Raw genomic sequence first — 22,309 nt, 5'->3', positions numbered from 1 at the left:
CCCTACTTTTGTATCAAACGGATGGAACTTAGATTTATAATATGTCTATTCCTTTTGATCAAACAAAAGAACAATGTTTGATTTTGTGCTAGACTACAACCTAAGTTTATCCCTTCATATTTTCAATTAAAAAACGTTTGTTATGCTTAATCTTTTGAAGCAAACCGGTGTACATCAAGATTTCAATTTGTATATAAAATCCTTCAAGGAGCGGTTATCTAGCTTGTTCAATACTGAATATGATTATAACTCAATCAGCTTATCTAGGGGGTTGCCTCCTACATTTCTAAATGAGATAATGGCCATGAACCCTTTAGCGGTAGCTATTCCAGAAGAACACGGAGGCAGAGGTGTACATGTCAAAGAATGCTTGGGCGTATTATCCGCAGCATCTTACGAATCGTTATCGCTATCGTTAATGTTTGGTATCAATATCGCATTGTTCCTTGAACCTTTTGCCAAATATGCAGATCGGACATTGCATCCGGGGATCTTCAAACGTTTCTTAGAAGACAAAGCAATGGGGGGCTTGATGATTACCGAACCAGGATATGGTAGTGATGCACTCAGTATGCGTACGGCTCATGACCTCCAAGGCGACACTTATAGTATCAAAGGACAAAAACATTGGCAAGGGCTAACAGGTGCAGCTGATTTTTGGTTGGTTACTGCGCGGAAAACTGTAGCCAATGGTGAGTTGGCCAGAGATATTGATTTCTTTGTAACGGACAACGCTATTGAAGAACAAAAGATAATCGTTCAAAAGAAGTTTAATAACTTAGGGCTTTACGCTATTCCTTATGGTCTCAATGATATTGACATCAAAGTTCCAGCCAACCAAAAACTGATTACAGAAAGTACCGGTATCAAGTTAATGCTGGATACGCTACACCGTAGCAGATTGCAGTTCCCAGGTATGGGGATGGGCTTTATCAAACGATTACTGGACGAAACCTTACTACACTGTAAGACAAGACGTGTGTCGGGACAGCCTTTAGGTGAGATAGATGCTGTTAAATATCAGTTGTCGCGTATCCAAGCAGCATTCACCATATGCTCGGCTATGTGTTCATACAGTAGCGGCATGAGCTCTATTAGTGCCGATTTATTTGGAAATGCGGTGGATGCCAACAGTGTTAAAGCCTTAGTTACAGACCTTATGCAAGAGTCTGCACAGATAGCATTACAGTTAGCTGGTGCAAATGGATACCGACTGGATCACATTGCCGGACGTAGCGTAGTGGACAGCAGACCTTTCCAGATATTCGAAGGCTCTAACGAAATGCTTTACTCACAAGTAGCCGACGCGATCGTTCGTACGATGCGTAAAACAAAAGTTAACAACCTGCTGGAGTATCTCAAAGGGTATGAACTGACGAGACATGCTGCAGGAGTATTTGCAGCCAGCCTAGACATTAGCATCGCTGACCAGCCTAAGCAAAGGCAGATGGTAACATTGGGAAGAATGATTGCGCGAATAGTCTGCTTTCAGTTTGTAATCCAATCTAACCACCTTGGTTTCAGCAATGAAATGACAGAAATAACACGCCAACACATGCAAATGGACTTGAGCATGTTGGCTGGACAATGGTCTGCAGGAACTCAGGCTGACCCACTGATGGATTACGAAGAGAAGAGCGATTGGTCTAATTTTATACACCAATAACAAACTGTAACGACATCACGAATAAAAATCACTACTATAAATAAAAAAAGGCCTGTAACAATATGTTACAGGCCTTTTTTACAAGATATATTTCCGTTCCGAAATCTTCGGAAGCTAGCTCAAATGATAGCTCTGGTTCTTGAATTCCATAGCGATGTAGTATTGGTATTTTTGCTTGTCCAATGGATAGTCCCAACACCCCAATCGATGATAAACATCCCCCCCAAACCCCGATTTAAAACGATAAAGACCATACATCGGATGTGAAGGGTCTGCTTGCGGAGCCACCCCAAAAAAATCATATTCCGTACATCCTTTCTCTCTAGCAATCTGCATAGCACGCCATTGCAGTGCGTAAGTAGCCATATAATTCCTATTTTCCGTAGCAGACGCACCATAGAGATAGGTCCCCCTATTTGCGGCAACAACCAAAAACATCGCAGCCAAAGGTTTATCTTCTACCTCTGCCACTAAAAGATAAACCTCTGCCGGTGATAGTGTATCATTAGCACGAGCTGAAAGAATGATTTTGAAATTACTGATATCGTGCAGAAAGAAGTTATTGCGTTCTGCAGTTTGTCGGTATAGATCATACCAAATCTCTAAACTCTCTAACCCCAACGAACGGATATATACACCTTTCCGTGTTGCCAGATTAATATTATATCTGGTCTTTGCTTTCATATTCCCCAACAATACATCATCGTTGTGTTTGAGGTTCATAAAAATTGTATTGGATGGTAATATATCTGTATTGGCTTTATGCAGATTCCAATGCTCCGTATTGAAGTTGAGTCTCATCTCCTGTATACGTCGCTCTGGCACTCCCAACCAATTACCGTGTAGATCATAACAATCATCATCTTTAGCCCAGTGGGACTCCCAGGAAAGATCATATCGAATCATGATACAGTTGTGCGGCAACTGAGAGCGTAAGCTTTCAGAGAGCTGCTCTAGAAAAAAGCCCTGATTTTCTTCCGAAGGTTCTACTTCAGGACCGTAAGGCACATAAGCTATACAGTGGTCTTCATCCACAGCTTGCAAAATCACTAAAAAATCCCCTACAAAATAGCTCGTATCATCACTATCACTATAAAGATCAGAAAATTTTGTTTTAAAATTAAAAGCCTGAGAGTCCAACCCCTGTAGCTTTTTAACCGTAGACCAATAAGCAGTCTGTTGAATAATACCTGTTTTGTAAAGGCTATCGACCTCTTTGTCCTGGATATCTGCTATCATTACACTTCTTTGTAATTCCCTATTATAAAAATGGCCTACAAGCAGGTTCTATAGAACCTGCTTGTAGGCTAAAGGCGGCAAACATATCCATTATAAATGGATAAAGCTATAATGGTTTGTTATTTTAATGTTAAAAAGCAATAGCTGATAAAACGTCGTTGTTACATGCCTACGGTTTAGGACTTATCATAGAAGCTGCTTTTCACTTTTAAGACGCACATAGCGATTAATATAGAACATTAGAATTATGGTTAGTATGACACAGACAGAGACCACATAGCCAACCATATCATAATGCTCTAATGCCGCTGCAGGGCTTTTTTGGTAGACAATCAGTCCGGCCATCGTGGCAGCGATCCCTCCAGCAATCTGTTGTAACGAAGACTGTATACTCATATACGCTCCACGGTCACTGTCATCGGGCACGGCAGAGATCAATGCCATGGAAGGTACCATACGACAAAGCACACCCAACATAATACCTGTGTTCAACATCAAGACCATCCAAAAAGGAATTCCGCTAAGGTTAGTATAAATAATACAGAAAACAATAAGCCATAAACTTCCTATACCGAAAAGCTTAAACTTATCAAACTTATCGCTCAATCTGCCGATCACCGGCATGAACAACAACGATACCAGACCAGATACCATAAAAAGAACAGGCAACTGATCTTCGTGGACGTCAAGATTGTTAACAGCAAAAATAGTTCCATAAGGCATCATCATAAATCCACCTAGAGACAATAAGGATGTTGTCAGAAAACCCCTCTGGTAAGCACGACGTTTAAGTGTCCTAAGCAGATGTGAAATCACATTATTATCCCTGCGATCCATAGTCAGATGTGCGCTTACAGGCTTCAAGAAAAATATAATACATGATAGTATCACAACTGAAAATCCAGCAATATAGATAAATGGAGCCTCCCAGCCTTGGTGATTAGCAATATATAGACCTATAGGAATTCCGAGCACCTGACTCGCTCCAAATCCCATCTGAACAAATCCCATTACCCGTCCGCGTTTTTGTAAAGGAAATACATCCGTCAATATTGCCATCGAGATGGATCCTATCACGCCGCCGAACAGCCCCGTTATAATCCGAGCGGCGACGATAGTAGTATAGCTATCAGCAATACCGCAAAATGCTGTTCCTATAACAAAGCCTACATAAAAGAAAACAAGTAGCTTCTTGCGATCAAAGCGATCAGCGATTCCGGCCGTCAATAACCCTGATATTCCCGCACTATAGGCGTAAGCAGATACAATATTTCCAAATGAGGAAGCATTCATATCCATAGACTTGATAAGCATATCACCCAAAGGGGACATCACCATAAAATCGAGTACTACCGTGAATTGTGTGATAGCTAAAAGGAAAACAACTGTTCTTTCATAACTTGAAAAGCCAGATGTAGAGGATTGATCAGACATAGCGTTCGCTTATTAAAAGCCCAAAATAAAGAAATGCACGTAAAAAAAGCAAGTATAGTCAGATCCAATCCACTTGATTAACTCTCGACCCGGCGTACTAACAGGCTATCACACACCAAAGAGGTAAGGACAACTGACGTACGGTCCGAATAGCTGACATGCATGCTGCGATCAAAAGGTTCGATTTCATCAATATGGATCAATGCCCCCAAGGCCAACTCACGTGTATTGAGATATTTCAGTAAAGAAGCGGAAGATTGGCCAACAGCCATCAGCTCAACCCTATCGCCGACCAGACAATCACTCAACTGAATATAAGGAGTTGCTATTATGCTTCCCTCCTTACTAGGAATAGGCGACCCATGAGGATCGACAGTTGGATACCCCAGCAGTTCATCCATCTTGTTAAAAAAATCAGGAGCATGTATATGTTCAATCTGCTCTGCGATATGATGTACTTCTTCCCAACCAAAGCCCATCTTTTCCACAAGATACATTTCAGTCAGACGGTGCTTCCTCACAACCAAAGCAGCTTCCAACTTTCCTTTTTCAGTTAATCTAAGAGGTTTATAATTTTCGTGAATTACCAACCCTTTTTCTGAAAGTCGCTTCATCATACTATTCACCGTTGGCATTTTTATATCCAAAAAACGACTGACCTCGTTAACGGTAGCTTCTCCTTTTGTTCCGGACAACATAAATAAAGCCTTCAGGTAATTTTCCTCTACGGATGAGTTCATATACAAATCTACAAAATATTAGAGTATACTAATATATTTATCAAAGAAAAACTTTATTCGTATTATCTAACTTACTACTTTTGTAGGGCAAATGAATCTAAGATTACCCCGCTACTATGTTTGATTCCATTATATCTTTTTTAGAACGTTCCAATCCCGTATGGGCTGCTTTTTACGCTACCCTGTTTACATGGCTCGTAACCGCACTCGGTGCGTCGCTTGTCTTCTTCACCAAAAGCACCTATAAAAAATTCATGGATAGCATGCTTGGCTTTACGGGAGGTGTCATGGTAGCAGCTAGTATATGGAGTCTATTGATACCCGCTATAGATATGAGTGATGGTGAGGGATTCGAAAAGGTGCTACCTGCTGTATTAGGATTTCTAGGCGGTGCAGGCTTTCTATTTGCATTAGACAAAATACTTCCCCATCTGCATGTAAATTTCAAACAAGTAGAAGGGATCAAAACACCTTGGCAAAAGACCACCCTACTGGTATTAGCGATTACGCTTCACAATATACCTGAAGGTCTTGCAGTAGGCGTACTATTTGGGGGGGTAGCAGCGGGAATTCCAGAAGCCACTATTGGCGGAGCGATAGCCTTAGCGATTGGAATAGGATTACAGAATTTTCCGGAGGGCATCGCAGTAGCCATGCCTTTAAGAAGAATGGGAATGAGTAGACGAAAAAGTTTTTTCTATGGACAGCTCTCAGCTGTCGTCGAACCTATTGCCGGAGTAGTTGGCGCTTTAGCCGTTGCCGCTTTTACCCCCATACTTCCGTATGCCTTAGCCTTTGCTGCGGGTGCTATGATATTTGTTGTCGTCGAAGAAGTTATTCCCGAGGCTCAACAAAACAAAGGTTCGGACATGGCTACACTCGGTTTTATTGCAGGTTTTGTTATTATGATGACCTTAGATGTTGCCTTAAGCGGATAGTACTTAAAGTCCACTACTCTATCACTGTCAATTCAAACTGTATCTGCGCTAAAGGATAATCAAGATTATCAGTTTTAACTTTACTGATTTTTAACAGAACATCCAACCCTTCGTAAACCTCACCAAATATAGTATAGTCCAGATCCAATCTAGGCTGTCCTCCATATTTTAGATAATTATCTCTTTGACAATCGGTATACTTTATTCCTTTTTTATGTTCTAATTCTTCCAAATCTTTATCAGAAACAGGTTTCCCAACGACAAAATATATTTGATTTAAAAATGAGGCTTTCAAGACATTATTATCACGGCCAGCTCCTAAAGCCCCCACTTTATGAAATGCTCGCTCGTCAAACTCGGGGTTCAGACGGGGCTTTACACCCAATAAGTCGGCAGATTCCCGTTTTTCGATATCCATATCATGCTCACCTCCCTGTACAACAAAACCATCTATTATCCGGTTAAATAATGCATCAGCATAAATTCCTTCTTTTACAGCGTTAAGAATCAACGCCCTGTGTTTTGGAGTAAAATCATAAAGCACAACTTTTATATCTCCAAATGCCGTTTTAAACAACAACCGGTTCGTCTGTCCAAAGGAAGAAAACTGACTTAACAGAAAAAAAAACAACAAAAAAACGACTCTCATTTATAACAATAAAGGTCAAATGTCAGTACCATGTCATTTGAACAAAAAAATAAATAGAAATTTGGCAAGTGTACATATTACACTTATATTTGTACTATCATAATTTAGGTTTATAATTGGTTACAAAAGGTTTTCATTCTCCCCGTTTGAAAGCCTTTTATTTTTTAATAGAATCATATATAGCATCCCATAAAGCAATCCTTTTCTTTAGCGCTTCCTTCGAAACCTGCTTTATAGCGTTCCATTTTACTTTATCTTCGCCACCTAGTTCCTCAATCATCTGCATAGCCAATGGCCCGTGTTCATCGCCATCCAATTCGATGTGACGTTCGAAATAGTAAACAAACTTCTTTAAGTCTGCATCGGGAAATTGGATCTGTATTTCTTTTAATATTGCATTAAACATACCAGGGATCAAATCTTCGCGGCCAAAAGTAAAAGCTGCTGCCACCTCATGATCACCTCCATTAAAAATGAGATCAAAGGTATACCCTAAAAATTCTTTGATACGCGTATCCACATCGAGTTTACTAATAGCATCTTCGACTCTTATCCCACTTTTAATGACTGTTATGAATTGTTCGATAACAGCAGTATCCGCCCCCATTGCCTTCATAGCATCCAAATACATTTCATAGTGGCTCAATCTAGTGCCATCAATAGATTCATCTGACTCTTCGGCTAGTACAATTTCGTTGATAAGATACCTCGTATTGGGATAATCCGAGGCCATCCAAGGTACTCGTACGCAGGTCAAACGTCTCTGTAAACTCTTCAAAAGTGACATAAAGTCCCATACGGCATAGACATGCGTTTCAGTAAATAGCCTGAGATCTTCAATATTCTTAATTCTAGAATACAAAGGGTGCTGTAGAAGCTGCTCTCGCTCGTCTTGAATGTAGGCAATAATTTCTTCAATCTTATTCATATACAAAAGTACTATTCATTATTATATCCTTCCAAGAAAAAACACCCAGAAACTAAAATTGACCATTCATTCGACAGCTGAAAAACAATATTTTGATTCTTAGACACATAAAAATTACCTGTTATCGGGGATATAAAAAAGACGAAACTATTAGCATATTTGCCTCGTAATTTATACAGAAAGATGAAAAAATTCACATTAACCCTTTTTATGGTACTTCTGCTATGTACAAGTATCTGGGCACAATCCCAAAAATCATTTCGGATTGATTATCGCGTCATAACTGACGCGGGTTCGACAACAGAAAACAACGAATCACTTATCAAAGCATGGGTCAATAAAAGTCACTTCAGAGTGGACAATGCAATGATGGGAAGTATCATATATGTTGGAAACAAAGATGAAAATTCAGCTTTCGCATTGCTACCTGATTCTGAAGAGTATGTAATTATCGCAGACGGCTCACAAGACGATGAGGAAGAGTACGTTTTACCCGTAGAACTGGTAGCAGGTAAACAGAAAAAAATTGCTGGTTACAACTGTAAATTAGCGACCGTCAAAGTTGACTATGGCACAGGAGAAGATGAGAGCACTACTATCGAAATCTGGTATACCGAAGACATTCCTAACCTTTATTGGGGTGAATTTTCCTTCTTCAAACAACTCAAAGGAGCCGTCCTATCATTGAAACTGGGTAACTACGCTTTCAAAGCCACCAATGTTGTCTCTGAAAATGTCGACAACAGTTTCTACGAAATACCAGACAATTATACAGAAATGGAAGACGAAGGCATGAATGGTATGAATGAGCAGCTTACCGAAGACCGCTTCGTGTACGCTGATGAAGAAGGTGTATTATACGGGATGAGAGATGGCGAAGGCAATGCAATCACACAACCATTATATACCTATATAAGTGCATTTACGGAGGATAATGTGTCCGTCGTTATCGACGACAAGGAGAAATATGGCGCCATAGACAAAGACGGCAAACTATTGGTCCCGTGCAAATATGACTACCTCAGCTATGATGAGGGTACACAGCAATACCTATTCGGCCAAGGCGAAAAATACGGCTTACTCCACAAGGACGGAAAAATCTATGTCCCTGCAAAGTATGATATGATCTCGTTCTTCAATCAAGGGTATGCAACAATCACTCTAAATGACAAAAGTGGTTTGATCGATCAAAATCAGAAAATAGTAGTTCCGGTTCAATATGATGTCATCTTTGAATACAACAAGCATAATTTCACTACCATAGAAGATGAAAAGTATGTTTTAAACAGTATTGCACAGAAGAAAAAAGTAGTAGGTGGTTTTGACTTTCTGTCGCTATCCTTGGATTGTAATGTCATCTTAGCGCAAAAAGACGGTAAATATGGCTATATTGATGAAAATGGAAAAACGGTCATTCCTTTTAAATTTACATTCGCAAATACCTTTTCTGACGACATGGCTGCCGTAGCAGAAGACGAAGAAACAGAAGACATATACTACATCAATACAAAAGGCCAACGTATCGATGTAGCACAAAACTAAATGAACAGCACTCTTCCGCTAGGCAATTAGCGGAAGAGTCTATTTCTACGCAGCGGTTATCCACACCCTACCACTACAGCGGCGCTGTTTTATTTCCAATAGAAAACTTATATTCGTTTACTGATTTGAAGAAATCAATGCTATTTGGCATGAAAGAAAAAGTGATAAGACATATCCTCCATTACGTTATATGCATTTTTTGCATGACATTCCTCTTCTTATGTCCGCACAGCAGTCACGCCCAAGATTTATTACAACAACTAAAAGCAGATTATGATAAGACAAAAGTAGCCAGCATACCACGTTTCCAATTAACAGGAAAATATGCTCAAGCACTCTTGTTTAACAACCAACAGGACAAAGCAATCGCTATTCTGGAAGAAAATATCAAACAGGCCTCGAAGCTCCCTGAAGGAAAATACGCGGCATATCTCTACACCGTCCTCGCTATTAATAATCGTATTTTAGAACGCGTCAACACCTCGGAAACAAATATCGAAAAGGCCAGACTTTTTGCGACAAAAACAACCGATTTAGAGACTAAAGGTTATGTAAAATATGGTGAAGGCTGGCTCGCTGCCAGAAGTAATAAAGAGGCTGAAGCCGTTCGTAATTTCTTGCAAGCTTCACAGTACTTTGACAAAGCTCCTCTTTCTACGTCTTTAGATTCCAGAAAATCTTCTGTATATAAGGAATTAACGTCTATATATGCCAATTGGAATGAATATGAACTACAGGAAAAATACGGAACCTTGACACTTCAGCTTGCCCTTAAGCAAAAAGATCTTTCGGCTATCTTTGAAGCCTATATGTCCATGGGGTATATGTACGAACAACAATTTACGCAAAGCCCCCATCAAGAAAAACACCGAGATCTGGCCGAGAAGTATTATCTACAGGCAATAGATCTATACGACAAAAACAAACAGTCTTTCGCTACTGTATCCAATCTATCTTTTGTCGCCAACAACCTCGCCAATCTCTATCTACATTTCTATCCCAACACGTACAAGGAGAAGGTCCGATATTACGCACAATTAGCACAATCACAAGGGCAGGCTTCGGAGCAACGAAACCATATCGCTTCGTCTTATGGTATACAGGCCGAACTCGCTAAACAAGATGGTGATTTTCATAAAGCCAGAGCCTTTCTCCTATCCTCGCTAGAAGAGATTGGTAATGATCCTCTTGCCGATCAACACATCTTGCTGAGTATATATGAAAATCTGAGTGACATTTGTGAACGGGACAAAGACTATAAAGAATCCCTACATTACTACAAACTCTACGTAGAAACCTTTCAAAGCATCTATAACAAAGAAAAATTAGGTCTAAGCAAGCGTCTTGAGGCTCAATACGAGAAAGAAAAGCAAATGCAAGAGCTACAGAATCTCCAATTAGAAACCCAGAAGAAGGAGCAGAAACTACAATTGATGCAAGTCCTTGATCTACAGCAGAGACAAGAACTAGAAAATCTAAAGCTACGCGACGAGAATAACCTCAAACGCTTAGAGCTTTCCCGCATGGAGGGGGACCAACAGCGACAGGCCCTCCGTCTCTCCAAGTTAGAAAGTGAGACAAGAGCCAATGAAGCACAAAACTATCGCAAGGAACTCTCCTATCGCGAAAATATAAACCGCTTTTACACGGTCCTCATGATTGCTTCCTTTTTGCTACTCCTGGTATTGCTGTATGCGTACAGGCAACGCACCCGCCATATGAAACAACGCGAAAAACTGCATAATCTTGAGTTAGAGAAGGAAAAGCAAAGATCCAACATCTCCACTTTAACAGCTATGCTCGATGGACAGGAACAAGAGCGGGGACGCCTGGCCCGAGATTTACACGATGGTCTAGGTGGTCTCCTTTCTGGTACAAAACTGCATCTATCCCATATTACGGAGCAGTCCGACCCCATCGTAAAAAACCAGCTTTCCAAATCAATCGACCAACTTGATATAGCTGTGGATGAGCTACGACGGGTAGCCCACAATCTAATGCCAGACCTCCTACAGAACTATGGTCTGGAAGAAGCTCTAGCAGATTATGCTTCCCGCATGTCCAATGACAACATCGAAATCGATGTGCAATTTCTGCACTACACCTTTCCCATGACTAAGGAACAGGAATTGATTACCTATAGAATCATCCAGGAACTGGTCAACAATGCAATCAAGCATGCCTCTCCACATCAGATTATTATACAGCTGGTGGAAGAGGAAGAGCGCTACAGCATTACCGTAGAAGACGACGGCAGAGGGTTTGAAATAGATAAATTAAAAAACAACAATAGTGCAGGATTGCACAATATCAACTCTAGAATACGCTTTTTAAATGGCAATTTGCATATTCAATCAAGCGTAGAACTAGGTACCAGTATCGAGTTTTATTTTCCTAAAAAGACTACACATGATTAAAATCGCAATCACCGATGATCATCCCTTATTGCTAGAGGGTTTAAAAAACATTTTATCTCAAGATATAGACCTACAGATTATGGGATGTTACGAAAGCGGTACAGCCCTAAAAGACGGTTTACAGCACCACCCCATAGACGTACTTTTACTCGATATTAATCTTTCGGACAGCAATGGAATAGACCTCATCAAGCCGCTCCGCAGCCAATATCCAACAATGCAGATCATTATCCTGAGCGTGCACAACGAGTATGCTGTCATCAATACAGCCTTTCAGGAAGGCGCCCTTGGCTATATCCAGAAAAATGCCGGAGTAGAAGAGATTTTAACCGGGATCAAGACTGTACTCTATGGCAATCGATTTACCTGTTCGCAGACCAAGACAATAATTGATAAAAAAGCGAAGGATGGACTTAGCAGCGTACCAAAGCTCACCCGCAGAGAGAAAGAAATACTAGTTGAAGCTGCTATGGGACTCACTACTGCTCAAATTGCTGAAAAGCTATTTATCAGTCCACACACAGTAGAGAGTCACCGCAAAAACCTCATCGAAAAATTCAAGACATCCAACTTAAGCTCAACCATAAAACTAGCCATCGAGTATGGCTTAGTTCGTGCTTAATATAATAACTAATCGACTTTGGGGGTCGACGAAAAGCTTGCTTTCAACGCGGATCGTCGATCGATACCCAGTATTTCGTAGATCGCTTTCAAGTGGTATTTTACTGTATTCTCCGAAATAAACAAAACCAACCCAATTTCTTTATTGGTCTTACCTTGATTGACTAAATCAATAATCTCCTGTTGTCGGGATGTAAACGAAAAATTTCCCAGCGTTGCACTATCTTTCTGTACATCTTCACTCTTTGAAGTAAGCTGTTGTAAGGTAACACGCATCCTTTCGTTATCCAGTTCAACCAAAACACGCTTCTGTTTATTACTTCTATAGAGGAGATACAGCAGTATGAGTAAAAGCAGCAAAACGGACGTAAAACTAATTAGATAGTATTTTAGATAACGTTCGCTTTTTATCTCCAAATCCTTACGTTCTTGCAAAAGATCATTTTCTATCAAATTCAATTTACCGACTTGGTTATTAGCGTCATAATTCGTACGCGCTATACTAACCCGCTTTTGCGAATATAGGGCATTCCTATAATCCTTAATATGCTCATAATACCTTGTAATGGTCTCCTCCATTATGATTCTATAAATCGCCATATTGTATTGATTGGCATATAACATCCCCTCTTCATAAGCTTTCAGTGCAGCATTGTGATTGCCCATTTCTTGAAACAATGCCACCTTGATACGATAGATACTAGGAAGATTCTTAGGGTTATCAGCTTTTTGGATTTCAATGGCCTGATCTAGCTGTGTATTAGCGGCTAGATAATCCTTGCTTTTCATAGACCTGATAGCTAGTAGACAAATAAAAAAGGATTGCGTTTCTGCAGGCAGGAGATTCAATTTACTCTGGTCTATAGATCCGAAAATCCGATCTACCTCTTTTTGCTGTTGGAGATCAAAATAAACAAACAAACGTTCTACTTGAACCCTAAAATCGACCTGCTCTCTAAACTTATCCGCGACAGGCTCCATTATAGCTAGATCCAGGTTTTTCAATGCACCCGTATAATTATAAAGTCTTTTATAAATTAAGGACTTCTGTAAATAGGCATTATAACGCTCATAAGAGGTTGAATTTTTATTATCTAAAATAGCTTCCAGCTTTAATATCGCTTTTTCAAACTCTTGTTTATCATTAAAGTCAGCAATCTCTGTCGCAAGGGCGGTAGGATCAAAGTCTTTAGAGAAAGCATAAGAACTATGGACAATACTAAGAAAAACTACAAACAAAAAAACAAAAAACTTCATTAACAACATATATGGTCATTACCAATCTACCTAAAGGGAGATAAATAAGCAATAAATTAAGTTTTGAAACCCAAAGGTAGCTGTTTTAACCTAGTTTACAATATTGACTTATGATAAATGAGAGTTTTCGGAAGATGATTACACAAGGACATTAAGGGGACAAAAGCAACAAACTACCCTAATACTACCCATACTACCTGCTCTTATTAATTGAATATTAAGCATATTTGCTGAAACAAATACAACTTCATATTTAAAAACCTGTATGATAAAAACGAGTAATCTATACGAACCTAATAAACACTAAATAGCATCAGTAGAAAGAAAACACTGCTTCGCCTAATTAGAGACATCCTATAATGAGGTAACATTATAGGAAAAAATCGACAATAATTTAAGAGCAAACCACGTTGGCGAGCTCATGAAATTAATTATATATATACTATATGAAAAAACGTCTTAAAATAACCCTTTATGGAGAAAGGAGCTCCGACAAAAAAAGAGTGTACATAGTCGACAAAGAACTATTGAATCTCGATTTTGATTCACTTTTGCATGTTAAAAAACGCAGTAAACCTACATCTATGAAAGACTTTGACACTGCCGCAATGAACGTATCATATACAACACATTGAGAAAACCATCCGTGTTACTTCCACACCAGCTGCGCTTTAAAAACACAGGTTTTGTCCAGTAGATTATAGGACTCATCATAAGTCGGAGTATAAAAGAACAAATACACCGGCCGCTTCATATTTCGGACAGCTACCGTTTTTTGCGTGTCCATAAAATAGAAGCTATTGACGGTCCGGGTCGCCTGCCACAATTTCTCATTTCCTTTAGCCTCTACATCAAAGCGATGATCTTTTGTTGAAGTAAAATACCAATAGCTTGGCGCTTCATCGTTGACAAACACCTCCTTATCGGCATTAAACAAAGACTCAGCCATCCCCGTCTCGTCAAACCACATCACCTCCAGGTCGGCTTCGCCCAATGCAGACTTATAAATATACTCATCTGTCGTCACCCCTACCAAAAAGCCCTCCACTCCGGCAGACTTGATCTCAAAGGAAAATGTCTTTGGAGAGAGCACATACACGTCATCCTTAGGCAACACCGTTGCACCATCCTGCACGATCTTAACCTCCAACTTTTGCGCTTTCACAAGACCCAATGCACACATCAGGGCCAAACAAAAAAACAGTCTCTTCATATCTATTTTACCTTACATTATAATTTCAAAACCACCCGGCAGTCCGCACAGTTTACAGGTTTTGATTGTTTGCGATACACATCAAAATGTACCGTATTCAACATTTTATCTAGCATTTCATCCCCCGTTGCCGTGCTTTCCTCTTTGACAGCCTCCATCCTTAGGTCCCCCTTCTCCTCCATCTTCAAGAGATAATATCCAACATATCCCCGCGACTCGAGCACCAATGTATCCCCTTCCAACTTCCACTGATACGTCTCCACCTCCGCTACATAACAGGTATCCAGATTTCCCTCATAGTAGGTATAGTCCACCGTATTATCCGATCTAAACACAAAATTCCGAGACAGACGGCATGCATCAAAATCCTTAATCACCTCCGTTCCCGCCTCGATAAAGCCCGACCGTTCCAATTTCCATACACCGATCAACCCAGCGACATCTATTTCCTGTGCGCTCACCTTAGCACAACATGCAACCAGTAGCAATAAGACCATTCTCCAGTACATCATATAGCTACAAAAATAACAATTTCCGTTAGCTTCTTCCCTCCCTGCTTCCAGTGATTTCTGATATCATTCCGCCAGCGAACTGACTCCAATATGACAGAGATAAGTACCGACTCCTCCTAAAAAAGGCTATCTTTACCTTGGCTTTAGGGGTGTCCATTGTTATGGACTGAGATAGACCCTTTGAACCTGACACGGTTGGTACCGTCGTAGGGAAAAGCAAGAACCTATCCAAAAGGCACAATATATTATATTGCTGCCAACAATTCCTTAAAGCCTTTAAAAACATATATCTTTTTAAATCAGGCTTACGCATGGCACATTCTATCATTAAACAACTAGAGGAACTAAGAGAACTCAATCCTCTGGTACACAACATCACTAATCTGGTAGTGATGAACAACACCGCCAATGCCTTACTGGCATTGGGCGCATCTCCAGTCATGGCACACAGTCCTGCCGAGGTCAAAAACGTTGTAGAAATATCCAGATCTTTAGTGATCAATATAGGCACACTTAGCGCATCATGGATCGAATCCATGTATCAAGCCGCATCCCATGCCACAATCATAGGATGCCCCTGGGTCCTCGACCCCGTCGGTGCCGGCATCTCCGCACTCCGTAATGACGCGCTCCAACAGCTCTTGAACCTAAGACCGACCGTCATCCGGGGCAATGCTTCCGAAATACTGGCTCTAGCCGGCTTCAGCCAGGCTACCACAAAAGGCGTAGACAGTACTGCCCACAGTTCCACCGCCCTCCAAGCGGCTATTAAGCTTCAGAACAGCTACAATGCCATCATATGTGTCTCCGGAGAGATTGATTATATCGTCTCTGCCAACGAAATCATCGAAGTCCACAATGGCCATATCATGATGACAAAAGTTACAGGACTGGGATGTACCTCCTCGGCGCTCATCGGGGCCTTTTTGGGTCTCCGCAACGATACCGTCGAAGAAACTATTGCCGGAGTCGCTGTACTAAGCCTGACAGGCGAGCTAGCCGCACGAACCGCTAAAGGTCCCGGAAGCTTACAAATGCATTTGTTAGACGCCCTGTACAATCTGGATACCCCCACCTTACAACGCGAACTTAGTATACAGCGCTATGCCCGAAGAGATTAACTTTCCGTACCCCCTGTATCTGGTTCTCTCCGAACAGGACTGCATACACCTACCTTGGCTTCAGGTTGCTGAGGAGGCCATCCTTGGTGGTGTCGATATGATACAGCTGCGCGAAAAAAATGCAGATCATCAGGAGTTTATTAAAAAAGCAAAGGCGCTAAAGGAAATAACAGATCGGTACCGAGTACCCCTGGTTATCAACGATGCTGTTGATATAGCCGCTGCCGTGGATGCTTGGGGCATACATGTCGGACAGCAAGATACCCCTCCCAGTGAGATTGTAGCCCGATACGGAACCAAATTTCGCATTGGATGGTCTATAGAATCCCTCTCACAGTTGGATTCTCCCGAGATCAAGTATGTACATCATCTAGGGGTGAGCCCCGTGTTCCGTACAGATACAAAAAAAGACACGATTACCGAATGGGGTATCTCCGGCATCAGGCAGCTGAAGACTCTGACACCATTACCACTGATCGCCATTGGCCATATCGACGAATCCAACATTGCCCAGGCACACCAGGCCGGAGCCTCCAGTATGGCCGTCGTATCCGCTATATGCCACAGTGACAATCCCAGAGAGGCCGCATTCGCCTTAAAGCAAAAAATCAAAAACTAGCTATTGTAATGGAAACAAAGAAATACACCGTAGCCTCCGTACTCTCCATTGCCGGCTTTGACGGCAGTGGTGGTGCAGGCATACAGGCAGATACCAAAACCATCTCCGCATTAGGCTGCTACGCCATGAATGTACTCACAGCCCTACCCGTACAGAATACGCAGGGCGTAAAAAGCATCTACGAGATACCTACCCAAGCGATAAAAGATCAACTCGAGACCATATTTGAAGATATATATCCTACTGCTATCAAAATCGGTATGGTACACAGCACCGCTCTGGTAGAACTTATCGCTGATTTTCTAAAAGACTACAGAGGATCGATTATCTTTGACCCGGTAATGGTATCCACCAGTGGACACCGCCTGATTCAAGCAGACACCATACAGGCCTGTATTGATAGGTTATTTCCGCTAGCCACATTGATCACGCCCAATCTGGACGAAGTTGCTGTCCTGATCAACGAACCCGTGGACAGTCTGGCAAAGATGCGTACGGCCGGAGCAAAGCTCCTTCAAATGGGCTGTCAGGCTGTGCTTGTCAAAGGAGGACATCTTCCGGGCAATGACCTTTCCTCCATACTCCTTCGTGCAGATCAGGACATCCAATTTGACACCACAAAAATAAAAACACGCAATACCCATGGTTCGGGCTGCACCCTGTCTTCGGCCATAGCGAGCTATTTAGCACTTGGCGAGGACCTTCCGACCGCTGTCAGCAATGCGCTTGACTATGTCAACAAAGCCATACAGGGCAGCCAGCACCTCGCTATAGGTCACGGCAGCGGCCCCCTCAATCATTTTCATAACCCTCAGAAACTCATATCATATGACATGGACTAATCAAGCTTGGCAAACCATACAGCCTTTATATCAGGAAATATTGGACATGCCTTTTATACACGAGCTCAAAAACGGCACACTACCATTAGCTAAGTTTCAGTTTTACATGCAACAGGATGCCCGCTATCTCGAGCACTATGGCCGTGTACTTGCTTACATGGGCAGCAAATGCACGGACAACGACCAGGCATTGGATTTTTTCGATTTCGGCAAGAATGCACTGATAGTGGAGCGAGCGCTCCACGAAAGCTATTTTACACAATTTGGCATTCCTAAAGATAGCGTAACAGCCGATCTCGAACCCGTATGCCACCATTATGTACATTTTCTAAAAAGCACAGCGGCCTTTGATCCTCTAGAGGTCGCATTGGCAGCGGTACTGCCCTGCTTTGTCATTTACAAAGAAGTCGGTGATTACATCATCAGCGCACAGACCCGTGCAGACAATCCCTACAAAAACTGGATCGATACCTACAGTGGACCTGAATTTGGTATAGGTGTACAAAAAGCATTAGGTTATGTCAATGCTGCTGCCGAGCGTACTACAGACGCTATTCGTAAGCAAATGTTGGACGCCTACGTAACTGCCTCCCGGATGGAATTTAAGTTTTGGGACGCAGCCTACAACAAGACAACTTGGTAACGATTAAGAAGCAGAACAAAGCAAGGGTGTCTGAAAGTAGTTCAGACACCCTTGGTTAATTATACGCGCTTCAGGATCATCGCCGAAGCACCACCACCACCATTACAGATCGCGGCTAGACCATAGGTCCCCTGCTCCTGCTCCAGCACGCTGCTCAGCGTCACGAGAATACGAGCACCCGAGCACCCCAGCGGATGTCCTAAAGATACCGCTCCGCCGTATATATTTACCTTGTTGAGATCAATACCCAATAGCTGCGCATTAGCTAAAGCTACAACCGAAAAAGCCTCGTTGAACTCGAAGAAATCAATATCAGCAATCGTCAATCCAGCCTTTTTCAGCACCTTCTCCGTCGCTACGCTCGGCGTAGTCGTAAACCACTCCGGTGCCTGTTCTGCATCCGCACAGGCAATCACCTCCACCAATGGTTTCAGTCCCAAAGCGTGCATCTTCTCTTCACTCATCAAAAGCAACACCGCGGCACCGTCACTGATTGTCGATGCATTTGCTGCTGTAACCGTCCCGTCCTTTTTAAAAGCCGGTCTCAGCGAAGGAATCTTATCATAATTCACCTGACCAAACTCTTCGTCCTGTCCTACCGTCACATCCCCCTTACGTCCCTGTATCGTCACCGGGACAACTTCCTTTTTAAACTTACCCGCTTCCCAAGCCTCCTTACTGCGCTGGTATGAAGAAATAGCATAGGCATCCTGCGCCTCCCGTGTTATCGAATATTTATCCGCACACAACTCTGCAAATACCCCCATCGCATCCTGACTGTATGCATCAGAGAGACCGTCTTTCTGAAGTCCATCCACCAGTGTCTGATCGCCAAACTTGGCTCCCCACCTTGTTGATGTCGCATAGTATGGCGCCTGACTCATACTCTCCATCCCACCGGCCAGTACCGTATCGGCATCTCCCAATCGAATGGCCTGTGCTGCCAATGCTACTGCTTTCATGCCACTCGCGCAGACCTTATTAATGGTCGTTGCCGGCACATGATCAGGCAGTCCTCCTTTTTTCGCAACCTGTCTTGCCGGAGCCTGACCTAGATTCGCCTGTATAACGTTTCCCATCAACAATTCATCCACCTCATTGGCTTCCACCTGAATATCTTTTAAAATGTGTTCGACGACTTTAGCACCCAGATCTGTGGCCGACAGACCGGACAATCCACCTCCAAAACCACCTATGGCAGTTCGCTGTGCAGCAACGATAAATACTCTTCTTGACATAACGTAAAACCCTATATATGATTATTTAAAAGTTTATAATTGGGATTGCCCCAACACTCACAGTGTGCAAACGAAGCGCTCCATTGTGATAAGCAACAAATTTAGTATTAAATATCAAAATAAATAGGAAATACAAAACCTTTTTGGCTAAATTAGCAATTATCCCGAATTATTAACAAAACACCATCGGGAGGTTATAACCAGTAAACTTAAACGTATATGCGGGCATCACTATTGACAGCAGAACACGAAACATTCCGAGAGACACTACGTACATTCATACGTAAAGAAATCCTTCCTCACGTCGATCGTTGGGAACAGCAAGCACAGATAGATCGCGAGATCTGGAAGAAAATGGGCGATATGGGCTTTATGGCGCTCAACTATCCCGAAGAATATGGCGGACTCGACCTGGACTTCTATTTTTCCATGATACTCTGCGAAGAGTTGTCTTATTGCTTTTCGGGTGGATTTACCATATCCGCCCTAGTCATCCAATACATGTCGGCCCCCTACCTATTGAAACATGCATCCGAAGAACTGAAACAAAAATACCTACGTCCGGTATTGAGCGGCGATCTCATCAGTGCCGTAGCTATCACCGAGCCGGGAGCCGGATCGGATGTCCAACACATCAAAACAACAGCACGTCGGGAAGGAGACTATTATCTAGTCAACGGTTCAAAAACCTTTATCACCAATGGTTATTACGGCGATTTCTTTATTACCGCTGTAAAAACAAGTCCCGAAAAAGGACACAAGGGAATCAGCCTGCTCCTTATCGACCGCAACAGCCCCGGAGTAACAGCTACCAAAATCACAAAAATGGGTTGGCTGGCCTCTGATACTGCCGAGCTCGGCTTTGACCAGGTCAAAGTACCGGTCTCCCATCTCATCGGAGAGGAAGACGCCGGCTTCAAATATCTAATGGGCGGACTACAGTTAGAACGCCTCACCGCCGCCATACACAGTTTAGCCACCGCAGAATCTGCTCTGGACTACACCTTGGACTATATGCGACAACGCGAAGCCTTTGGCAGAAAGCTACAGGAGTTTCAGGCCCTACGTCACCGTGTCGCTCAGATGGTAGCCGATATCACGACGACCAAAGCATTTATACAGCATTGCTGCGACCTACAGCAACAGGGTGAATATGCTGTTAAAGAATGTTCCATTGCCAAATTACAGGCCAGTGAACTCGCTGTCAGAGTCGTCAGTCAGTGTTTACAGCTATTCGGTGGCTATGGCTTTACCGAAGATTATAAGATAGCCCGACTGTACCGCGATGTACGCGTAGGGACCATCATCGGTGGCACATCCGAGATCATGCTCGAAATCATTGCTAAGATAGCCATTGATGACATCCAGTATCAACCCAAGACCAATACATAACGCTATGTCACACACTCCATTTAATTTTTCCCGTATAGGTATTATTGGTGCTGGTATGATGGGCGCCGGAATTGCCTTCGAAGCGGCAAAGGCCGGTATCCAAGTATTGCTCAAAGATGTAACCATCGAGCAGGCACAACAGGGCAAATCCTATTCCGAACGTGTCTGCCTAAAGCTCATCGAACTCGGAAAAATGCAGGCCGAGCAAATGGCACCACTCTTAGCAAATATCCACCCCGTGGCCGATTACGATACATTCCACGACCTGGATATGATCGTTGAGGCTGTCTTCGAAGATATGGACCTGAAAAAGACGGTGATTGAAGCATCGCAGTCCGGTCTTCGGCCCGGAGCCTTTTTTGCTTCCAACACCACGTCCCTTCTTATCAGTGAGCTGGCCGAATCAAGTCAAGATCCGACAAACTTTATAGGCATGCACTTCTTCTCACCTGTAGACCGGATGAAACTCGTAGAGATTATCCGTGGCAAGGAAACAAGTCCACAAACGGTAGAAAAGGCTACACAATTAGCCCATATATTGGGCAAAACGGTAATCGTCGTCAACGATGGTCCCGGTTTTTATACCTCACGCGTTTTTTTCAACTACCTGCTTGAAGCCATCAGCATGCTACTGGAGGGTATACCTGCCGAAATGATTGAGGCAGAAGCCCGTCAGGCGGGATTCGGAGCCAGCCCACTCGCGGTGTTGGATGAGATCTCCCTTCCGCTGATGCTGCATGTCTATGACCAACTCCCATCACTGAGTAACAGCCAACGGCGAGCATACCGCTATTTAGAAACATTGATTGCTCAAGGCCGATCGGGGCGTAAAACAGGTAAGGGCTTTTATAACTACGGAGAATCAAAAGCCCTATGGAAAGACCCGACATTGCCAACGTCTGCTCCCCTTATCGATGAGGGAACAATAGCGAAAAGACTCTTGCACGTAATGGCGCTGGACAGCTACCGCTGCCTAAAAGAAGGTATTCTGGACAGTACAAGCGATGGGGACACAGGCTCTATACTAGGCATCGGGTATCCCCGTCATACCGGCGGTGTATTCCAGCATATCGATCAGGTAGGCTTGCCTCAGTTCGTTCAGGAATGTGAGCAATTTGCCGATAAAGGTGAACAGTGGGAGATTCCGGATTCTTTACGGGAGAGAGGTTAATCGAGTTAACAAGTTAAGAAGTTATGAAGTTAACGAGTTATCGATAATTACTACGTCATTGCGAGCGAAATAGCATGAAGCGAAGCAATCCCTTACCACAAGGAGATTGCTTCATTTCATTCGCAAT

General features: G+C 42.6%; 20 protein-coding genes and 1 riboswitch. Of the genes, 11 read left to right on the top strand and 9 right to left on the bottom strand.

The annotated features are described in order from the left end of the window. The first annotated feature begins 142 nt into the window (after nt 1-142). Nucleotides 143-1,666: an acyl-CoA dehydrogenase family protein gene (locus tag JKG61_RS02430; protein WP_202101391.1), complete on the top strand. Its 1,524-nt coding sequence runs from the start codon at nt 143-145 to the stop codon at nt 1,664-1,666. Nucleotides 1,667-1,780: 114 nt separating this feature from the next. Here the strand turns inward: JKG61_RS02430 and JKG61_RS02425 are convergent, their stop codons facing one another. The 3 genes from JKG61_RS02425 to JKG61_RS02415 form a co-directional block, all read right to left on the bottom strand. Continuing rightward, nucleotides 1,781-2,905 carry a lipid II:glycine glycyltransferase FemX gene (locus tag JKG61_RS02425; protein WP_202101390.1) on the bottom strand — a complete coding sequence of 375 codons (1,125 nt, stop codon included), beginning with the start codon at nt 2,903-2,905 and terminating at the stop codon, nt 1,781-1,783. Between the two features lie 186 nt (nt 2,906-3,091). After that, a complete protein-coding gene (locus JKG61_RS02420; RefSeq protein WP_202101389.1) occupies nt 3,092-4,339 on the bottom strand; it encodes an MFS transporter in 1,248 nt (415 codons plus the stop codon). A 77-nt stretch (nt 4,340-4,416) separates the two neighbouring features. After that, entirely contained in the window at nt 4,417-5,079 is a 663-nt protein-coding gene (locus tag JKG61_RS02415; protein ID WP_202101388.1) for a metal-dependent transcriptional regulator, read from the bottom strand. Nucleotides 5,080-5,195: 116 nt separating this feature from the next. Here JKG61_RS02415 and JKG61_RS02410 point away from each other — a divergent pair, with 116 nt between their 5' ends. Further along, entirely contained in the window at nt 5,196-6,017 is an 822-nt protein-coding gene (locus JKG61_RS02410) for a ZIP family metal transporter (protein ID WP_202101387.1), read from the top strand. Between the two features lie 13 nt (nt 6,018-6,030). On the opposite strand, the gene JKG61_RS02405 is transcribed toward JKG61_RS02410, so the two are convergent. Further along, the gene (locus JKG61_RS02405) at nt 6,031-6,666 is read right to left on the bottom strand and encodes a peptidylprolyl isomerase (protein WP_202101386.1); all 636 of its coding nucleotides are present in this window, start codon (nt 6,664-6,666) and stop codon (nt 6,031-6,033) included. A 157-nt stretch (nt 6,667-6,823) separates the two neighbouring features. After that, nucleotides 6,824-7,594 carry a DUF3050 domain-containing protein gene (locus tag JKG61_RS02400; RefSeq protein WP_202101385.1) on the bottom strand — a complete coding sequence of 257 codons (771 nt, stop codon included), beginning with the start codon at nt 7,592-7,594 and terminating at the stop codon, nt 6,824-6,826. A 183-nt stretch (nt 7,595-7,777) separates the two neighbouring features. Here JKG61_RS02400 and JKG61_RS02395 point away from each other — a divergent pair, with 183 nt between their 5' ends. The 3 genes from JKG61_RS02395 (at nt 7,778) to JKG61_RS02385 (ending at nt 12,175) form a co-directional block, all read left to right on the top strand. Next, complete coding sequence (locus JKG61_RS02395; RefSeq protein WP_202101384.1) at nt 7,778-9,136, top strand: WG repeat-containing protein; 1,359 nt, start codon at nt 7,778-7,780, stop codon at nt 9,134-9,136. 1,718 nt (nt 9,137-10,854) lie between these two features. Beyond that, on the top strand, nt 10,855-11,553 hold the full coding sequence (locus JKG61_RS23240; RefSeq protein WP_394371065.1) for a sensor histidine kinase: 699 nt from the start codon (nt 10,855-10,857) through the stop codon (nt 11,551-11,553). Continuing rightward, nucleotides 11,546-12,175, top strand: coding sequence for a response regulator (locus tag JKG61_RS02385; RefSeq protein ID WP_202101382.1), 630 nt, complete (start codon nt 11,546-11,548; stop codon nt 12,173-12,175). The genes JKG61_RS23240 and JKG61_RS02385 overlap by 8 nt, the downstream gene beginning before the upstream one ends. A gap of 8 nt (nt 12,176-12,183) precedes the next feature. On the opposite strand, the gene JKG61_RS02380 is transcribed toward JKG61_RS02385, so the two are convergent. The 3 genes from JKG61_RS02380 to JKG61_RS02370 form a co-directional block, all read right to left on the bottom strand. Next, nucleotides 12,184-13,431 carry a helix-turn-helix domain-containing protein gene (locus tag JKG61_RS02380; RefSeq protein ID WP_202101381.1) on the bottom strand — a complete coding sequence of 416 codons (1,248 nt, stop codon included), beginning with the start codon at nt 13,429-13,431 and terminating at the stop codon, nt 12,184-12,186. 649 nt (nt 13,432-14,080) lie between these two features. Further along, complete coding sequence (locus JKG61_RS02375; protein WP_202101380.1) at nt 14,081-14,644, bottom strand: hypothetical protein; 564 nt, start codon at nt 14,642-14,644, stop codon at nt 14,081-14,083. A 17-nt stretch (nt 14,645-14,661) separates the two neighbouring features. Beyond that, on the bottom strand, nt 14,662-15,156 hold the full coding sequence (locus JKG61_RS02370; RefSeq protein ID WP_202101379.1) for a lipocalin-like domain-containing protein: 495 nt from the start codon (nt 15,154-15,156) through the stop codon (nt 14,662-14,664). A 135-nt stretch (nt 15,157-15,291) separates the two neighbouring features. Then, nucleotides 15,292-15,386, top strand: a riboswitch (TPP riboswitch). Between the two features lie 81 nt (nt 15,387-15,467). On the opposite strand from JKG61_RS02370, the gene thiM reads away from it, so the two are divergent. From thiM to JKG61_RS02350, 4 genes are read left to right on the top strand one after another with little or no spacing between them, the layout of a single operon-like run. Next, nucleotides 15,468-16,277 carry a hydroxyethylthiazole kinase gene (thiM, locus tag JKG61_RS02365; protein WP_202101378.1) on the top strand — a complete coding sequence of 270 codons (810 nt, stop codon included), beginning with the start codon at nt 15,468-15,470 and terminating at the stop codon, nt 16,275-16,277. Further along, the gene (gene thiE, locus JKG61_RS02360; RefSeq protein WP_202101377.1) at nt 16,261-16,896 is read left to right on the top strand and encodes a thiamine phosphate synthase; all 636 of its coding nucleotides are present in this window, start codon (nt 16,261-16,263) and stop codon (nt 16,894-16,896) included. Before thiM ends, thiE begins: the two co-directional genes overlap by 17 nt. A gap of 8 nt (nt 16,897-16,904) precedes the next feature. After that, complete coding sequence (gene thiD / locus JKG61_RS02355) at nt 16,905-17,738, top strand: bifunctional hydroxymethylpyrimidine kinase/phosphomethylpyrimidine kinase (RefSeq protein ID WP_202101376.1); 834 nt, start codon at nt 16,905-16,907, stop codon at nt 17,736-17,738. After that, a complete protein-coding gene (locus JKG61_RS02350; protein WP_202101375.1) occupies nt 17,725-18,381 on the top strand; it encodes a TenA family protein in 657 nt (218 codons plus the stop codon). Before thiD ends, JKG61_RS02350 begins: the two co-directional genes overlap by 14 nt. A gap of 59 nt (nt 18,382-18,440) precedes the next feature. Here the strand turns inward: JKG61_RS02350 and JKG61_RS02345 are convergent, their stop codons facing one another. Continuing rightward, nucleotides 18,441-19,619, bottom strand: coding sequence for a thiolase family protein (locus JKG61_RS02345; protein ID WP_202101374.1), 1,179 nt, complete (start codon nt 19,617-19,619; stop codon nt 18,441-18,443). A 219-nt stretch (nt 19,620-19,838) separates the two neighbouring features. Here JKG61_RS02345 and JKG61_RS02340 point away from each other — a divergent pair, with 219 nt between their 5' ends. Continuing rightward, a complete protein-coding gene (locus tag JKG61_RS02340; protein WP_202101373.1) occupies nt 19,839-21,011 on the top strand; it encodes an acyl-CoA dehydrogenase family protein in 1,173 nt (390 codons plus the stop codon). Between the two features lie 4 nt (nt 21,012-21,015). After that, complete coding sequence (locus JKG61_RS02335) at nt 21,016-22,182, top strand: 3-hydroxyacyl-CoA dehydrogenase family protein (protein WP_237249345.1); 1,167 nt, start codon at nt 21,016-21,018, stop codon at nt 22,180-22,182. The last annotated feature ends 127 nt before the right edge of the window (nt 22,183-22,309 follow it).

Origin of the sequence: Sphingobacterium faecale, from assembly GCF_016746095.1 — a bacterium.
GTDB classification, from domain to species: Bacteria; Bacteroidota; Bacteroidia; order Sphingobacteriales; family Sphingobacteriaceae; genus Sphingobacterium; species Sphingobacterium faecale.
This window is presented reverse-complemented; position numbering and strand designations above follow the sequence as displayed.

What these genes read in the sequence shown, in the direction of transcription:
- JKG61_RS02420 (WP_202101389.1), bottom strand. Translation starts at nt 4,339, where the DNA reads ATGTCTGATCAATCCTCTACATCTGGCTTTTCAAGTTATGAAAGAACA.
- thiM (WP_202101378.1), top strand. Translation starts at nt 15,468, where the DNA reads ATGGCACATTCTATCATTAAACAACTAGAGGAACTAAGAGAACTCAAT.
- JKG61_RS02375 (WP_202101380.1), bottom strand. Translation starts at nt 14,644, where the DNA reads ATGAAGAGACTGTTTTTTTGTTTGGCCCTGATGTGTGCATTGGGTCTT.
- JKG61_RS02415 (WP_202101388.1), bottom strand. Translation starts at nt 5,079, where the DNA reads ATGAACTCATCCGTAGAGGAAAATTACCTGAAGGCTTTATTTATGTTG.
- JKG61_RS02385 (WP_202101382.1), top strand. Translation starts at nt 11,546, where the DNA reads ATGATTAAAATCGCAATCACCGATGATCATCCCTTATTGCTAGAGGGT.
- JKG61_RS02345 (WP_202101374.1), bottom strand. Translation starts at nt 19,619, where the DNA reads ATGTCAAGAAGAGTATTTATCGTTGCTGCACAGCGAACTGCCATAGGT.
- JKG61_RS02405 (WP_202101386.1), bottom strand. Translation starts at nt 6,666, where the DNA reads ATGAGAGTCGTTTTTTTGTTGTTTTTTTTTCTGTTAAGTCAGTTTTCT.
- JKG61_RS02340 (WP_202101373.1), top strand. Translation starts at nt 19,839, where the DNA reads ATGCGGGCATCACTATTGACAGCAGAACACGAAACATTCCGAGAGACA.
- JKG61_RS02335 (WP_237249345.1), top strand. Translation starts at nt 21,016, where the DNA reads ATGTCACACACTCCATTTAATTTTTCCCGTATAGGTATTATTGGTGCT.
- thiE (WP_202101377.1), top strand. Translation starts at nt 16,261, where the DNA reads ATGCCCGAAGAGATTAACTTTCCGTACCCCCTGTATCTGGTTCTCTCC.
- JKG61_RS02370 (WP_202101379.1), bottom strand. Translation starts at nt 15,156, where the DNA reads ATGATGTACTGGAGAATGGTCTTATTGCTACTGGTTGCATGTTGTGCT.
- JKG61_RS02425 (WP_202101390.1), bottom strand. Translation starts at nt 2,905, where the DNA reads ATGATAGCAGATATCCAGGACAAAGAGGTCGATAGCCTTTACAAAACA.
- JKG61_RS02400 (WP_202101385.1), bottom strand. Translation starts at nt 7,594, where the DNA reads ATGAATAAGATTGAAGAAATTATTGCCTACATTCAAGACGAGCGAGAG.
- JKG61_RS02430 (WP_202101391.1), top strand. Translation starts at nt 143, where the DNA reads ATGCTTAATCTTTTGAAGCAAACCGGTGTACATCAAGATTTCAATTTG.
- JKG61_RS02380 (WP_202101381.1), bottom strand. Translation starts at nt 13,431, where the DNA reads ATGAAGTTTTTTGTTTTTTTGTTTGTAGTTTTTCTTAGTATTGTCCAT.
- JKG61_RS02395 (WP_202101384.1), top strand. Translation starts at nt 7,778, where the DNA reads ATGAAAAAATTCACATTAACCCTTTTTATGGTACTTCTGCTATGTACA.
- JKG61_RS23240 (WP_394371065.1), top strand. Translation starts at nt 10,855, where the DNA reads ATGAAACAACGCGAAAAACTGCATAATCTTGAGTTAGAGAAGGAAAAG.
- JKG61_RS02410 (WP_202101387.1), top strand. Translation starts at nt 5,196, where the DNA reads ATGTTTGATTCCATTATATCTTTTTTAGAACGTTCCAATCCCGTATGG.
- JKG61_RS02350 (WP_202101375.1), top strand. Translation starts at nt 17,725, where the DNA reads ATGACATGGACTAATCAAGCTTGGCAAACCATACAGCCTTTATATCAG.
- thiD (WP_202101376.1), top strand. Translation starts at nt 16,905, where the DNA reads ATGGAAACAAAGAAATACACCGTAGCCTCCGTACTCTCCATTGCCGGC.